This is a genomic window from Liquorilactobacillus aquaticus DSM 21051 (assembly GCF_001436755.1).
In the GTDB taxonomy this organism is placed as follows: Bacteria; Bacillota; Bacilli; order Lactobacillales; family Lactobacillaceae; genus Liquorilactobacillus; species Liquorilactobacillus aquaticus.
The window spans coordinates 373-17,050 of the sequence record NZ_AYZD01000017.1 but is presented as its reverse complement, the minus strand read 5'-3'; the positions used below and the strand labels follow the sequence as shown (position 1 = coordinate 17,050).

At 32.2% G+C, this 16,678-nt stretch carries 14 protein-coding genes and 1 pseudogene; 2 read left to right on the top strand and 13 right to left on the bottom strand.

Features of this window, described 5'->3' with window-relative positions; genetic code table 11:
- Position 1 precedes the first annotated feature (1 nt).
- Positions 2-679: a ribose-5-phosphate isomerase A gene (locus FC19_RS05970; protein WP_057876090.1), complete on the bottom strand. Its 678-nt coding sequence runs from the start codon at positions 677-679 to the stop codon at positions 2-4.
- A 672-nt stretch (positions 680-1,351) separates the two neighbouring features.
- Between FC19_RS05970 and FC19_RS05965 the strand changes: the two genes are divergently transcribed.
- A complete protein-coding gene (locus FC19_RS05965) occupies positions 1,352-2,182 on the top strand; it encodes a MurR/RpiR family transcriptional regulator (protein ID WP_420805493.1) in 831 nt (276 codons plus the stop codon).
- Positions 2,183-2,380: 198 nt separating this feature from the next.
- Here the strand turns inward: FC19_RS05965 and FC19_RS11995 are convergent.
- A pseudogene (locus FC19_RS11995) lies at positions 2,381-2,611 on the bottom strand (cation:dicarboxylate symporter family transporter); the annotation flags it as partial.
- A gap of 166 nt (positions 2,612-2,777) precedes the next feature.
- Positions 2,778-3,626 (bottom strand): isocitrate lyase/PEP mutase family protein, encoded by an 849-nt coding sequence (locus tag FC19_RS05955; protein WP_057876087.1) that lies wholly within the window; start codon positions 3,624-3,626, stop codon positions 2,778-2,780.
- Between the two features lie 80 nt (positions 3,627-3,706).
- Here FC19_RS05955 and FC19_RS05950 point away from each other — a divergent pair, with 80 nt between their 5' ends.
- The gene (locus FC19_RS05950; protein ID WP_083488380.1) at positions 3,707-4,381 is read left to right on the top strand and encodes an ArsR/SmtB family transcription factor; all 675 of its coding nucleotides are present in this window, start codon (positions 3,707-3,709) and stop codon (positions 4,379-4,381) included.
- A 618-nt stretch (positions 4,382-4,999) separates the two neighbouring features.
- On the opposite strand, the gene FC19_RS05940 is transcribed toward FC19_RS05950, so the two are convergent.
- The 10 genes from FC19_RS05940 to FC19_RS05895 form a co-directional block, all read right to left on the bottom strand.
- Positions 5,000-5,569 carry a helix-turn-helix domain-containing protein gene (locus FC19_RS05940; protein WP_057876084.1) on the bottom strand — a complete coding sequence of 190 codons (570 nt, stop codon included), beginning with the start codon at positions 5,567-5,569 and terminating at the stop codon, positions 5,000-5,002.
- Between the two features lie 37 nt (positions 5,570-5,606).
- Positions 5,607-6,764 (bottom strand): CPBP family intramembrane glutamic endopeptidase, encoded by a 1,158-nt coding sequence (locus FC19_RS05935; RefSeq protein ID WP_057876083.1) that lies wholly within the window; start codon positions 6,762-6,764, stop codon positions 5,607-5,609.
- A gap of 285 nt (positions 6,765-7,049) precedes the next feature.
- Entirely contained in the window at positions 7,050-7,802 is a 753-nt protein-coding gene (locus FC19_RS05930) for a ChbG/HpnK family deacetylase (RefSeq protein WP_057876082.1), read from the bottom strand.
- Positions 7,783-9,261 (bottom strand): PTS transporter subunit EIIC, encoded by a 1,479-nt coding sequence (locus tag FC19_RS05925; RefSeq protein ID WP_057876081.1) that lies wholly within the window; start codon positions 9,259-9,261, stop codon positions 7,783-7,785. The genes FC19_RS05930 and FC19_RS05925 overlap by 20 nt, the downstream gene beginning before the upstream one ends.
- Positions 9,262-9,264: 3 nt before the next feature.
- A complete protein-coding gene (locus FC19_RS05920; RefSeq protein ID WP_057876080.1) occupies positions 9,265-10,107 on the bottom strand; it encodes a PRD domain-containing protein in 843 nt (280 codons plus the stop codon).
- A 34-nt stretch (positions 10,108-10,141) separates the two neighbouring features.
- Entirely contained in the window at positions 10,142-10,624 is a 483-nt protein-coding gene (locus FC19_RS05915) for a PTS sugar transporter subunit IIA (protein WP_057876079.1), read from the bottom strand.
- Between the two features lie 326 nt (positions 10,625-10,950).
- Entirely contained in the window at positions 10,951-12,507 is a 1,557-nt protein-coding gene (locus FC19_RS05910) for a DNA/RNA helicase domain-containing protein (protein WP_157061272.1), read from the bottom strand.
- Positions 12,508-12,576: 69 nt separating this feature from the next.
- Positions 12,577-14,718, bottom strand: coding sequence for an AIPR family protein (locus tag FC19_RS05905; RefSeq protein WP_057876077.1), 2,142 nt, complete (start codon positions 14,716-14,718; stop codon positions 12,577-12,579).
- Positions 14,719-14,874: 156 nt separating this feature from the next.
- Positions 14,875-16,029 carry a DNA-methyltransferase gene (locus FC19_RS05900; RefSeq protein WP_057876076.1) on the bottom strand — a complete coding sequence of 385 codons (1,155 nt, stop codon included), beginning with the start codon at positions 16,027-16,029 and terminating at the stop codon, positions 14,875-14,877.
- 132 nt (positions 16,030-16,161) lie between these two features.
- On the bottom strand, positions 16,162-16,464 hold the full coding sequence (locus tag FC19_RS05895; RefSeq protein WP_057876075.1) for a hypothetical protein: 303 nt from the start codon (positions 16,462-16,464) through the stop codon (positions 16,162-16,164).
- Positions 16,465-16,678 lie beyond the last annotated feature (214 nt).

Genomic DNA, 16,678 nt, shown 5'->3' with positions numbered 1-16,678 from the left:
TCTATATCTCCCTTTCCAAGTTCTCGACCTTATTATTACCATTTATGGTTAAAACATTAGTTACAATCTTGTCAAAATAAGAAGTACCAACTACTCCATTAAACCGACTCAACATCAAATCTATTTCCTTAATATTACCCCAACCCCCGAAATAGCAATCTACAAGAGGATTCCCATCGCGCGTTCGGACAGCCCCTGCGTAACCCGCGGCCTCCCTTATTTGCGAAGTTCCCCCTAACATATGAACGAAGTGATCTACGCTTGATACTGCACTGTCCAAGACTTCCAAAGTAAGTGGAATCTTGGAATCTAACTCTGGTTTAATTCTGGAATAAGGTGTAAGGATTATATATTTTGCCGCTGCCTGCGCGAATAATTTCTCATATACATGAATTCCACCATTACTTTTTAGAGCATGCAACCCGTAATCAATACTGTCACAACCATCAAATGCCAAATCTAAATGCTCAAGTTGATCAAATTCCCAAATTTTAAAACCAAGTTTTTGACAGGATGCCTTAGTTATTTCGGAAGGCGTACATATTTTGATTGGAAATTGAATATTTTCCGCTATTGCTTTGGCTAATTTATTTACATTGCTTCCACCACCTAAACTAACTGTCATATTTGGTTTGATCATCTGCAGTGCTACATCTATAAGTAAAGTTATTGCACTCATCCCCTTCAATAAAATTTCACTTGATTTATTTTTGTGAAAATTATTTTCAACAATAATCTATCATGTTTATATATTATTGTCAATTTTTTTATAATAAGCTTGATTAAAAAAGAGATAATATTATAAAATTTATGAAATACCTTACCTTTTTTTAAAATTAAAGAAATATATTTTCATATAATAAAAAAGAACTCCTTCTAATAGGAGATCTCTTTTAAATCACTTGTCATCTTGATTGAACGAATAAGATGTTTATTCAATGTCTTTTATTTTGGCTGTCTGCAAAGAAACCTTTTTATTTCTTAATTAAATATTGTCATTCTATACTGACCTTCAATCAATTATCTTCTACAAAAGGATATTTTTTCAGAACTAAACTAATTCTAGTCAAAACATGGGAAAATGCTATTCTATTTGCTATTGGCAATCCAATATGTGTTATTATTTCCAGTGTAATTAAATCTTCAATTATGAACAAATACTCAAACTGGGATATATTAGTGTATTAGCACCTAAAGTGCGTTTAATCAATGATGAACTATCACATTCATCCCTTTTTTGTTTCAGCATCACTTACTTGAAGACTAATGCAGCTTATATTTTACAAGGGCTCAAAACCTGTTTAAAAATTAAATTATGAAAAAGGAATGGTATTTAAAAATGGAAGACAGCATAAATATCGTTAACATTATCTATAGCAATGCAAAAAAGATGAGTGCTACTGATAAAAAAATTGCAACTGTTATCTTAGATAATCCAAACAAAGCAATCAATTTTACTATTTCTGAACTCTCTCAAAAAGCATCGGTAAGTGAAGCATCCATATCAAGATTTTGCAAAAATCTTGATATATCAGGTTTCCATCAATTAAAAATACTTCTTGCAAAAGTGGCGGGCGATGAATCTAATTACTATAAAAGTGTTCACGTTGATAATATTCAGCGGTCTCTTTCTAATATAGCAGACAATAAAACTGCCGAAATTGTTAATACTCTAACAGTTCTTTCAAAAAACACTATCCAAAATGTTTTAAGCATTATAGAACAAGCCAAAGTTGTACAGGTTATTGCTGAAGGCGACACGTTGCCCGTGGCCGATGACGCCACCTATAAGTTCAACCAACTTGGGATCTTCACTATTACTTCTGCCGTGTGGGAAACTTCCGTCGCGCAAACACTGAATTTGGATTCAAATGCAGTGCTCGTTGTTATTTCTAATTCGGGAGAATCTCGTTCCTTGCTGAAACAAATAGAAATTGCTAAGAAAAAAAATATTAACATTATATCTATAACTAACAGAGATAATTCACCTATAGCATTACAATCTAACTTTCATCTGACAACAGCTGTTCGTCAGAAAATTTTACAATCTGAATATTATTTTTCACGAGTAGCTGCTCTAACGATGATCGAGGCATTGTTTCTTTTGTTGTTATCTAATAATAAAAGAAGATTAAGCTCAATAAAGGAACATGAAGATATAATCTCAGATAAAAAAATATAAGTAATGCTTAAAAGAGTTCATTGCACAAACTATTTAAGAATATGAAAACGTACTTAAGATTTCTCCTCAATAAATCTATTCAAGCTTTTGAAAAACCGACATTCCCTGCTGCGTGACTGCTATTCAGAATATTTAATTGGTAGATTTTATTCGGCCATCTCAACAATTTTTTTACCCGCAAAGACTTTGCGAGAATAACTAAATAAAACAAATAGAAAACAAAAGAAAAAGTATGAAAATTTTTGCATAGTTTTCTAATATTGTTGCACCTGTTTGACTAAGGCTATATGAAAAATAACATCCAAAACCAATAGGTGCAAACTTCATTAATATTGAAATCATGGTATACAAAAGATTGGTAGTTAACGATAAGAAGTCCTTTAATTGCTTTGCTTTTGTTCCCAATTTTCTAATAGATATTGCTGTTAATACTGAAAAAAGTCAACGGAGGTACTAAAACATAGATAAAATTTAGATAAATGTTCCCTACCGGATATGTGATTATTGAACTCCCAGGATACATGATTCCAATAATTCCTCCTGCAGCAACACCTATTATAAGAAAAAAAAGAAGCTTGATAGTTTGCAACAAATTTCATTTGTTATCTTCCTTCACTTCATAGAGGTGATTAACAAATTCATAAGACAAAGTATTATTCAACAAAGAATCAAACTCATTTTTACCTATCTTTTCGACTTCTTTGAATAAATTACTTATATTATTTCTACTCAAGGATGATCCTAAACTTACTCTCCTAACTCCTAACGAGTTCAATTGATCGATATGTTTCAAATCTTTGTTTAGTAAAATATTTAATGGCCCATTCACTTCTTTCATCAATATTTTTAACTCATTGAATGAGATATTTCCAGGAACAAATACGCAATCGGCTCCCCATGAAAAGTAGTCATTTACACGTTTTATAACTGCGCGTAATCGATTTTCTGGCTCACCAATTTCGTTCCAATAAATATCTGTTCTTGAGTTGATTACAAAATCGACTCCGAGTTCTTTTTTTAGGCTGTTCATACACTCAATTTTATTCTTCATTGCTTGTGAATCAGATATTCTTTTGTTAGGTAGTCCATCTTCGACATTTAAACCCACTGCTCCAGAAAGTAATATTTTTTTTGTGTTTTCGTATACCTCATGATTATCTTCGCTGTACCCTCTTTCAAAATCAATAGATAGCGGAATATCGATTTTGCTGGTAATTCGTCTAACAGTTTCTAGCAAAATACTAAACGGTAATTTTTCACCATCAGAAAATCCATTCGCAAAAGCGATTCCTGCACTAGTAGTAGCAAGAGCTTGAAAACCTTTTTTTTCAAAGATTTTCGCCCCTCCAGCATCCCATATGTTTGGCAAAACGAATAATTTGTCTTGTCTATGCATCTCCTGAAATTTTTTTGCCCTGTCTTTCTGATTTTGAGTGATATTCATTTGATTCATCCTCTTTTCTGATATGATAGTTATAAATTACCATAGAAATACTTTGATGACGCTCAAAGTATAGAAAAGAGATGAAGCAAATGAATGGTCTCCCAAATCTGACAGAAACAATCCAAGCTATCGGTGATCCTACCAGACTAGAGTTACTAACTGTCATGATTGATAACCGCTATTATACAGTTACTGAGCTTTCAAAAAGAACGCATGTCTCTCTTAGTACCACATCGTATCATTTAAAAAAGCTTTCTAATATGGAATGGATTGATACTTATAGGCAGGGAAAAAATGTCTATTACGGACTGATCAACAATTATATTGCCGATATAATAGAATTACTAATGACAATTTCTGCTCCAAAGAAAGTTAATTCATATAATCAAAAAATAGAGTATCTGGAAATAAAAAGGGCGCGCACTTGTTATTCTCATTTAGCAGGTGAACTTGGCGTGGGGTTGCTTGATTATATGATAGAAAATCGCTATTTAGAAAGAAAAAATCATGATGTTTCCGTGACTGAAAATGGCAAATTCTTTTTCAGAGGTATTGGTATTGAAAATGCCGAATTACTAAATAGTAAACTTTGTATGGATTGGAGTGAACGAAGATTTCACCTCGCGGGAGAACTAGGCTTGAAAATTTGTGCAGCTTTTCTGCGACAGGGTTGGATCGTAAACTCTACTAAAAACAGGAGCGTCATTTTATCAATGGTTTCTCCCGAATGGTTGAAAGCGCTTTACAAAAGCTAAAAAATTAAGCATATATAATAATATTAATGTTAGTGCATTTGGGTATCTATTAGAGTGACTTATACGACAATTAAACACATACATTTTTCAAAGAATTATAACGAACAGAATTAATATAAAACATTTCATTGAACAAAAAGGCAAGTCCGTGACATAACTCGAATTCCATAAGAAAATAAGGAACCAACTGAACATGTACTGGACATTTTTTGGTCATCGTTTAAAAAGAAACATCTCGTCGCTAAATAGATATCTTTCAACGTAGTTTTAGCTAATGGGTGCAGAATTTGCGGCTTGCAATTCCTTGAGCTGATCCTAAAATTTTTGCTTTTCGCAATTTTAACATTACCCTGCGTACCATGGTCGGATCTGTATTAATACTTTTATTCTCGTCGCTTGCATGCAATACAATATAGAATATGAGATGTATCACATCACTTAATTGGGTCTTAGCCATGCTTTCACCCTTTTTCTTGGTATGATGTGTATTATTGTCGCACACCTATTGATTACAAAAAGTTTGTTAAATTCAAATAAATGATCTAACATAATTAATCTTGCTTTTTACGGCATACGAACCTAGTTACTACATGATAAAAATCATGCAAGATCATTTGTTTAATTTTTTTTGATAGTTGTATATCTAATCGTTTTAAGCGTATATTTGACGTAACTCTTAGACATTTTATACAATAGTTTATGTACAAATAGCATTATATAAATAAGGAATAGACCTACCAAAAAAGTTAGCAAATAGCAAAACGCTTCAGCAACACCTTGTGGATGATAGCTAAACAGGACAAAATTTAACTCTCCAACATTAAATAACCACATGTAAACCGCATAAAGAGGCCCCCAAACAAGACATCCAGAAATCATCCAGCCGATCAATAAAAGAAGTAAAGTTCCAAATCCAACAGTCGCTATTAACAAAAAATCAAACACAACATTTCCTAGGATAGCAAAAAAATTAACTTTTCTTTCTGTGATCGATTCTTGTCCAATTAATTCAGATATTGATATTCCATACAACATCGATAAATCGTGTAAAACTGTTAAAGAAGGCTCGCGAGAACCTGTTTCCCAACGAGAAACCGTTTGTCGTGTAACGAATAAAGAGTTGGCCACTGCTTGCTGAGTTAACCCCGAAACTTCACGTGCACACCTTAATCGCTTGTGTATTTCCACAGTTTACCTCCTAAAGGTTGCTAATTGACACTAGCGATTAATCATTTCCTTTTTCCATAGATAAATAATACTTGGCAAACAGATATTTAGCAATAGTAATAAACGAACCGCTAACAAATAAAGCAACCACTATCCCCAAGATGCCAGGAATTGATAAGTTTGACTCTTGGCTAATGAGACTTTCACCAATATCCCAAAGTGAATGTAAAAGAATGACGATCCATAAACGCTTAGTAATCAAATAGATAACACCCCACAAGACTCCCATAGCTGAGACATCAATTGCGATCGCGATTGATGTTAGCACTGATTCTCCAGCAAAAACACCACTAATATGTGCTAATCCAAAAATAATTCCTTGGAGAACAAGTGCTTTCCATACACCATTTTTTTCATTACGATATAATTTTAAAAGAACATTTAGAATGAGTCCACGTACCAATATTTCTTCGATTAAGCCAGCATATATACCAATTAAACTACCTTTAACTGTCAACTGCCAAGTATTTAAAGGATGTAGCCAAATACCCGCATCAAAACACAACAGCATGATATGAAAAAATATAATAATTGACCACCAGCTTAGCGAAAAATTTCTGCTTTGATTCGTTGAATCAATTGTCGTTTGATGATTATTAATACGTATCTGTTTATTAATTAATCCAATTCCCAGCAAAATGGCAGCTATCACACTTCCAATAAAACGAACTGTGCTTGAACCTGTGGCGAAACCATTGATCAAGGAAATAGAAATTCCATTAAAAAAGCCACTAATTACCAAAAGAACTAAAATACTTTGAAAGAAAATCCAAAAATGATTTTTACCAAAATGAAATGACCAAAAATGAATCAATGGACAACAAAAAAGAACCACTAAAATGACAGCTATCGGCGTTGATATCAATTTGATCCCATCAATCTGTAGGGGAATTAACAACAAATTCCAAGAAATAATAATCAAAATAAAATTAAAAAAATTGGCTACTTCAGATTTATATCGTCTCGTATACCAATTATTCTGTTTGAAAATATTGAATTTCATTCCAAACACCAGCACGTAAGTGATTCCCAACACACCCAATATACTTATGGTGGAATATGGATGTGATGTTATAACTAAAATTGAAAATATGACAACAGTAATTTCCGATATTGTGTATGCTAGCGACCAATGAACAACTTTACTTCTTTTCATAGTAAAACCACCTCAGTAATTTTTTAGGAATCGAATAACTCCTATAATAATTAAAAGGGTAGTTTCTCAAAAAGGCTAGCACCATTTTGGTAACATTGCTTTGCACCGCCTTTTTGTAACAAAATTACTTGTGATAAGGACTTGCATAACATAAGTGGATGCGGTTATTTTATATTATTCTAACTAATGCTTTTTTTCACTAATATTTTGGGTGCTGTCTTATCTGGACAATTTTTTCCTTTATGATGGATACATATATAAATTTAAAGCTGGTTTAGCTCTTAACTAGACTAGCTCACTAAACTTAATCAAATGTACCTTTTTATCTTTTAAATAGGACCTAACTTCATTATTGCATAGCATTTCAACCTCTTTTATCCTTGCTATAGTCAACGAAGAATGTTCTAAAATATAATCATCTAAATATCCTGGATGGCATATCATCATTGGTATATTATCAACCGAACTTATTTTGATACACTTTTTTACTGTTTCAAACGGATTATAGTTTTGCTGCATGCTCTCCATTATTGGTTGTAATTGATATTCTTTAAATTCCAATTGTGTATTACCACTAGAAAAACCGAGAAAAGGTACATTATGACATTTAGCTACTAACTGTAATCCCTTGACAAAATTCTTACTTGCTACTGCATGACCTCCCAAAAAAACAGGCCTTCTACCAATCAATTCGATAAATTTTTGATATTGAGCTTCTATTTCTAATATAACTTCATTAAGTACTACAAAATCTTGGGAAGAATTACGATAGGTCTTAGACGATTTAAAATTACCATCTTTTGTAGTTACACTTGGAATTAGCCTAGGATTTGTAAGTGGTTTACCTGTACAAATGACAGTATGCAACCCAAGATCTACCCCCGTATTCTTAACCAGTTCAATCCCTTGTTTAGAAAACTGTGTATTCACCATTACACAAACGTTGTTTACCACTCCTTCAACAACAGCATCATAAATTCCATAATTAACTGCTCTAGAATATCCCAAGTCATCTGCTCTAAGAATTAACTTTTTCAAGTCTTCTCTCCCTTTTCATTTTTGTTTTGAAATTAAAATGCAATTTATTTTCTGTATCTAAACCCAATATATACGTTGCTATTGCTGCAACAGCAAATGCAATTACTCCACTTAATATTCCATTGATAATATTCGTTGTTGTGCCCCCCACATATCTTGAAAGTGCCAAAAAGTTAGCAATTGGTACAAGCACGTATGCTGTAAGATGAGTCGCCCCAGCATATAAACCTCCAAAAAAGCCACCAATCATCATACCAATAAATGGTTTTTTGTAACGGATTGCAATACCATATAGAGCTGGTTCTGTAACTCCTCCAATTATTCCGGCAACTAAATAACTAAGTGCTAAAGAACGCTCTTCTTTATTTTTTAAACGTAACGCAGCACCTAAGCACATCCCCGACACAGATAAACTTGCTGCCGCTGATCCCAGACTTACAAAGTTATCATATCCTTTTTGAGCAAATAATAGCATCATTGCACTTATCATGACCAAATGCATTCCTGTAATAACCAATAGTTCCCAAAAAGCCCCTATAAGAGCAATCCCAATAATCGCCGGAAATCCGCCCATGCGACCAAATGCTAAGATCCCATTACAAATATAATTCCCTAGAAATCCCCCCAACGGTCCTATAAAACATAAACTGATCGGTAACATAACAAAAATTGTCAAAGTTGGAGCAAAAACCGTTCTTATAGACGAATGAATTTTCTTATTAAAAAATTTTTCGACATATGACATGATCCATACCGAAAGTAATATTGGAACAACGGTACTAGAATAATTTACCAATTGCATTGGGATTCCAAAGACTGTAAATGCTTTTTTCGCATTCACTATATTTGTTAAATTGGGATCAAGCATAATCGCACCTAAAAACATGCCTAGTATAGGGGAAGTCTTAAACTGCTTTGCCGATGTATAACCAATAATAATTGGGAAGAAATAAAAACCTGCATCTCCCACAAGAGAAAACAATTTATAAACATCACTATTTTCGGAAATAACATTAAACATATTCGGTCCAAGAACTGCTACAAGCATTTTGAACATTGAAGCTGCCACAAGCATTGGAATAATGGGTGTTAAGCTACCTGCAATTTTATTGAGAATTGTTGACCCGACGCTTTTCCATGTCATTTTTACTTTTTCTGTATTTTGAGCTCTTTCTTCAACTATTGGTTTATCCTGTTTTAAGTTACCTGACGCAACAACTTCGTCATAAACCTCATTGACCGTCTGACCTATGACAACTTGGTATTGACCTCCTGCGCGCATAACCCCCAGTACGCCCCTGATTTTCTTAACTTCATTGTCATTCGGAAAACTCATATCTTTAAGGTTAAAGCGTAATCTAGTCATGCAATGAGTCACACTGGCTACATTTTCCTTCCCACCTATTTTCTTTAGGATTTCAACACCCATTGTTTTAAATTCATCTTTTTTTCTTTTCATAATTTACTCCTTATTATTCAATGACTTAACAACTATTCTTTTGACATATATCATTAGGTAAAACATTTCATCATCCGTACTTTTACTATTTAATATCTCATCGATCATTACTACTATCTGTTTAGTACATTTGTATATTTTAGGAGACTCTTGTTTAAACGTTCTTATCATAGCGATACTTGCTTCATCCACTATTTGTTTATTTTCCGAAATTCTTATCAAATAGTAACGCAAATGCATTATGAAACGATTATATGAAAATCCATTTTGATCGATTCTTATGTTGAAATAACTTTCAACATAAGAAATAGCTTTTACAGATATCAAATTAAATGTATTATCTGTTATTGATGGAATATTAATAACTTGTGAATTAATAAAATGCATTGCGATTGCTGTAATTTCAGTTTGAGGCAAGTTAACATCTAACTCTTTCTCGACTAAATTAATCGCCATTCTTCCAGCTTCAAATTCTTTAGGATAAAGCTGTTTGACATCATAAGAAAAAGGTAACGTTAACTCTTTATAATTTTTCTGTCTAATAATTGCAAAGTTTATATGATCTGCTAAACTAAAAATTACATTTGGATTCAGTTCATGTGATAGTATTTTCTGAGCTTTATTTACTATTTGTGCACTAACATCAAATATTTTCTCTGGTATTTCCTTCAATAATTGAAAATTATGAGTATTCAAGCGATAAAACGTCATTGTAATCTTTCTTAGGTCTTTTATTTCATATGGCATTTTGCAAAAACCAATCCCACTTCCAAATGCCACTAATTCATCTCCATTACCATCCACACAAACAGCAACGTTGTTGTTAATCTTTTTTACCGCTTTCATTTTTCATCACTTCCTTACACTTTGCTAAGAATTTTTATTCTCTTAATAAAATATTTTTCGCAGAAATTAACGTGCCAAAATTTTCTGTCAATTCTACTTCCTTGTTGTATCCGCCCGTGAAAATAGTCATAACTGTCATATCTATCTTCTTACTATCCATAAATTTCTCATCAAAGGATAGCAAAGCATCGCCTCTTCTAACCTTTTGTTGTTTTTTAACGAATGTTTCAAAACCCTTACCATTCAATTCAACTGTATCTATACCAACGTGAATCAAAATATCAATTCCACCTTCAGTTGTTACCCCTACTGCATGTTTAGAATCTGGTAGAGAAACTATTGTTCCAGCAACTGGTGAAAAAACCGTAGTGGATCCTTTAGAGGGAACTATTGCAAAACCGTCTCCCATCATTTTTGTTGAAAATACTTGATCTTTTACACTTTCTAACTTAGTTAATACCCCAGTTATAGGACAAACAACCTCTAAAACTTTATTTTTATTAAAAAAATTAAACATATTATCTTCCTCCTAAACAAAAAAAACTCCTTGAAACATTTCCACAAAAATGGCACAGTCAATCTGTCCACTTTCACGGTAATGCCTCAAAGAGTTACAATCCGTCTTATTGATTACGTTTACATTATAAATTGTCCGAGACTTTTAAGCAAGCTTTTTTTCAAAATTCATCAACTTCTTTATCTCGGACTTTTATTTATATAGCATCTATATTATTTTTTTAAATTAAATTTTTATACAATTAAGTGTTAAATCACTTATTATAGGAACTTGCGTAACATAAGTAAGTACGGTTATCTAAAAAACGTTAACATACATAATAACAACTAATCTGAAGCATTAACTATTTTTTGTCTAAATACAATATCAGTAATTCCCATATAAACATCTGGATTATGTATAATAGCTAATGCTAGTTTCTCTTTTGCACGTGACATGTTGACACAGCTCTCCTTATCGACAAAATAATATTCCGTACCCTTTTTCACTAATTCTCCATATTTATCATATCCAACACAATCATCTAGATAAGTAACAACTTTATCTAATTCCCCACCTATAATTCCATGCGTATTGGTAGACGATGTTATACTTACAAACTGATCTGAACTAGCATATCCATGATTGTCACCAGTTGGCTTAAAAAAATGATACCCCTCGTGAATACAGTCCTTGATCCAAGGAATAGCATCCGCTCCTTTTGAAAAGTACCTAACATCAACGCAATCTTTCATATCACTAACAGTAATATCTTGCGCTGGCCTTTTACTTAAACTACGTACATTTCGAACGAAGGCACTTATTATTGGATTCGATCTAATGTTCTTACTTAAATTATACAAAATCCCTTGTCCATCTTTTTCAAATGTTTGACACAAGTTTAACATCAATTGTCCTGCATCCTTAGGTCCTAACGCTTGTTCCACATCGAAAAAAAAGACTATAGTCTTTTTTTTGTAATTTTCTTTTGCCCAAACAGCTAGTGTTATTCTGACATTACTATGTAACCTCTGAGCTTCGTCTATCAAAATCACATCATATTCATCTAAATCAATGGTTAAACAACTTTTAGCGGTAACAAATTTAACCGTAGAAAATTTATTTTCTAGTTTTAAATGAGCATCTCTAAGCTCTCCTGGGAAAACAAAAAGTATTTTTTTTGTACCATCTACATGTTTAATAAAATCATATGCTATCAATGTTCTTCCAGTTCCAGCCTCTCCTTGAATGCCAAAAATACCATGATGCGAGATACTTTCTACCCTTTTCTGTTGTTCATCTGTTAACCAATACTTACCGTCTAAGAAGGCTTGAATATCTTTAAGAGGGGAAATCAAAAAATTCCTAGAGCTAAGGCGTTCAATGCTATTTTCTTGTACTACAACTTGATCACACAATAATTCAACAAACTGAGGAAAACTTATTTCTTGAAATGCATTTCTTTCATCAATCCATTTTAATAATTTTTTATCTTTTGCAAAAAAAACAATATTCATCACTTTTTGACCTAAAATTCTGAACATTCTTTTTTGTGATCGAAACTTTTTTGAAATATCTTCATGTTTGTTGCAACTATATTCATCTTTCAAATCTAAATTTAACGTAAATTTATTTAGAAATAATAAAACGTCAAAATCAGGTAATACCTGTAAATCAGTCCCCAAAAACCAACCTCCGATATCCTTATAAGACGGCAATTCTTCTAAAACTAGTCGGGAAAACTGTCTGAAGTCTTTCTTTTCGATTTCCTTTGGATTCATTTGGTGATAAATTAGTGCATTAGTAAGCAATTTTTTATTATCGCTTGCCGAAACATACTCTCTTAATGTAAATGGGATCATTCTTTGTTCTTTCCTTTCAATAATTAATCTAAAATAAGCCAACCTCGTTAGCCTAGGTGAAAAAATAACAAAATCTAAGCTACCTGCAAATTATTCATAGTAGATCTTATTTTAATTTTTTACAATATCCTTAAATATACTTTCTAAATTATCACAATCACTTTCTTCATTTACTATAATTTTATTTTTATTTTCAGTATAAGCACTTATTACTTCTTTATGTTCTTTAAGCCATATACTATTGTAAGTTCCAAAGGCATGATATTTAAATGATAAATATCCCTTGGTATAATAGGCAAATCTAAAAAGAAACCTGGCTTCCCGTGGACCTTCACCTTGCACATAAAAATGCATATTTGTTGTATACCCAATTTCATAGTTTTTACGATAAATATTCTCGACTATATATTTCAACACTTTTTTTGCTAAAATATCTTCTCCCATTCTTTCGAAAAACTTATTAAATGTATTTTTATCTCGATCTGATACCCACAATGGGTAATTTATTTTAACATCTTCGTCTGCTACTATATTGCTTGATTGAGCGTTTTTCATTTTGAGGAATAGTTGCTTATGAGAATTTATAGAATTAAACAATTTACTCAAAGTTTGCCCAGCAAATTGAGGCTCTTTAAGAAAAATATTTAGTTTTTCGATGTATTTATTCAAACTAGGACTTATATTGATTTTTTTTAACTGAGTTTCAGAATATAACTTATCTTTTGGTACACTTTTAACCATATCAGTTAATATAAGGTTAGCGAGCAAATCTCTACCATATCTAAGTATAGCTAGTTCCTTACCAGATAGTTTCACCATTTTTGAAGAAATACCCTCATCTACCTTTCGATGAATTTGTACAATATTCCATGTAAAAAAGCCAGTAACTGAATTGGTGAATATTCTTTTATAATATTGAGAATCGGGGTTATCAATAGCCAACCCAATTTCTCTTTTTATTTTTATTGCAATATCAGAATCTACAGAAAATGCCAATGCCCTAGTAACATCACGAACACTTAACGTTTTCTTTCTATCAGTATTTCTATCATCACTTTCTCGCATTAAATAATATTTAATGTTCTCTGCTTCTAGTTGTGTTCTTATAGTCTGCTGTACTTTATCAAAAGTTATAAAATCGCGGCCACTTATATTGTTTTGGCTGTTATTGAATTTAGTAATATTATGTAAAAAAGTTCCACTTATTTCTTCCTCTTCATCATTTTTAAGCTCTATTATCTTAACTAAAACATTAGCTTCTTTCAAAGATTCCAAAGGTTTTTGAAGTTGTGCACCATATTCTCCAACAGATGAAAACGTTTGTGCTCCATTTACAATGTTTGCATTTTTACATTTTAACTTAATTGCTTCATTTACAGTTTTCCCCCCATTATATAGCTCTATTTTATCCGTCACAATTGTGATTCCGTTATTGTAAAACCAAAAATTAGCTGGCTCAATCTCTAACGTCTTCTTAATCCCAATATTAATATTTGTGTCACCTAATGATCTACGTAAATTTTGATCCGTCAATTTATCACCAAATAGCTTCCACCAAGAATATATTTGATCTAAAGTTACTCGGCCATAGTAGGCTTTGTTATCGCTAGTTTCATATTCACCATAAGACGATACGCTTACCCTTTCTAACATTACATTTCGATCTCCACGTACAACATCTGAATATATTCGGTCGATTTCTATAATGTCATAAGAATAATCTTCACTTTCCTGGCTAGTAATATAGTCGTTTAGTCTTTTCCTAACATCCTCGGATGTGTCCTTAACTGTTTGTATAAGAACAAGCTTACATTTAATATCTGTATTTTCTCTAAATATTTCATTTAATTCGTCTACTCTGCGTTGTATTTTTTTATTTGCATCATCAAAATTAAGTTGCAGTATCTTATCGACTCCTCTAATAAATTCTGAAGTCTCTGAGGGAGTTATTCCTTTTTTCCCATTTTCTCTATATTTAGATTGGACAAAGCAAAGTTCACATTTTTTTTTGTTGAAATATATTGCATCTATCCCGTTGTCTTGCCCGCCATCTACATTTTGTTCGTATGCTATTTCTGATGATAATTCATTTGAATAAGTTAATTTCAAAGCTTCACATGCAAGTGCTTTAGACAAAAAGTTTTTCTCTTTTTGTTCCGGGCTTTTTCCTTTACTGTTCATCAACGGAATTACTTTATCAAAGCTACTATGCAATCTATCCTTAATTTGTGAAATTTCAATAACGCCTGCCATATAACCACTCCAATTCAGTCAAAATAAAAGATATTTCTTTCACGATTATTTTATCACTTTATATGTAAAATTAGTTTTTTATTGTTTATTATTTTAAACAATAAACCTTCTATGTGACAAAAAAAATAAGCTTATAACAAGCTTATTTTAAATAAATTATGGTAACCAATAGTTATTGCTTTTCCTTTGTCTTATTGTTTTATTTAGAAACAATCTGTTCTTAGCATCATGAATACTCTTTAATTGATCTCTTTCCTTATCTTTGGATACTAACCTATTTTCAATTGGCTTAATTGATCCTATTTCCGATCCTATCCAACGTCTTTTTAATAACTCTGCAACTAAATAAGTAGTTCCGCTCCCACCAAACGGGTCAAAAATTGTGTCCCCAGGCTTTGTCGACATACCAATTATTCTATCCATGAGTTTTATCGATAATTCATTGCTTTTTCGATTTTTATATTTACTGTGACGTACGGGATATATGTCTTTCCATACATCAGATAAGGTCATTCCGTGCTCATTAAGTCTATGTTTATAACCTCCATAATCCTTAATCTCATGTCCACAAACTGGACAAACATCTAAGGGTATTCTTTCTGGAGTGAAGCTACTAACTTTCTTCCCCTTACTGTAATACAGCAGTGAATAATGCGCTGGATACAATCTTCCCCTGATAGGCATTCCATACTTCATATCAACGGCAATCCAATTTCTAAAGTTCAAATATCTTGACAATATTTCAGATAAACGCACATTCCACTTAGGAATATTCCACAGAAATAGTGATCCTCCGGGTTTCAGTATACGTACTCCTTCTCTTATCCATTCTGAACACCAATTAACATAGGCATCGACTTCAAGATTGTCATTTACACTTGAATTATATTTTTTCCCTAAGTTAAATGGAGGATCTGCAAAAAACATATCCACTGAATTATTTGGCGTTTCTTTCAGTAGTTTCATACAGTCACTATTGTAAAGTTTCCCAAAATCGGTCGTGAAATCAGGTATACTTTTTTCTATAATGCTGCTTCTTGAATCATCAGGACCAAGTATTTCAGTTATTTTTTTGGCATTCATTTTTATTTTCTCAAGTAATTTTGCATCCACATCTCCAAATAATAATTTATATTCAGTTTCGTTTATTTCTAAGAACTTTTTTATTTTTTCTTTATTTTCACCTATGGGAATTATTGAATTATTGGAATAGTATTCCAAGTCTTCCACTGATATCCCGCATTTTTTAGATACTTTTATGCGTTCTTCTTTATTTGTAATGTCTAAAATGTCATAAAAAACAGATTTCATTCTTCCACCTCTCTCAATAATTATACCTTGAAACTCGTTACGGATCCAGTGTGTTTTTATTTTCTTCCTCCCATTTCTTTAATAACTGTCGCGGCGGCTGAGATAATTACTTGTAGCGCTACTTCAATCCACTTACTCATTTTTGTATTCTCCCTTTTTAACCAATTGATTGTTACTATCTAAAATTCCTACTGCCAGCAATTTTCGTTGTTGCGAGTCAGTTATCAAAAAGCCGATGTAACTTTCACAACCATAAAAATAAGCCATTACCTTTTGTGGCAATGGCTTTTCATCAATTGTTGGTACTTGAATGATTTCATCTTTGTGTAAAAGATATGTTTCAGGTACAAGTTCTTCATTTTTTACTTTGCGATCCAACAAAAAACTTAACTGTTGAACAATTATCACTTCCGCTTGCCGTTTATTGAATTCCATCTTCGCTCTTCTCCTCATTAACTTCCTCTGGAAAAACCATCGTTGCCTTGGTAGATTGAACAATCACCCATAGCGTTCCTTTAAACAACTACTTGCAATTTTTGATTTCAAACACTTTACTGTAATTTTTATCTTCATACTTTAAAAACATCTGCTGGCTCTGAATTGTAAATTCAAACCTTTGAACTAAAGCAAGCACTTGATTGTTGTGTCT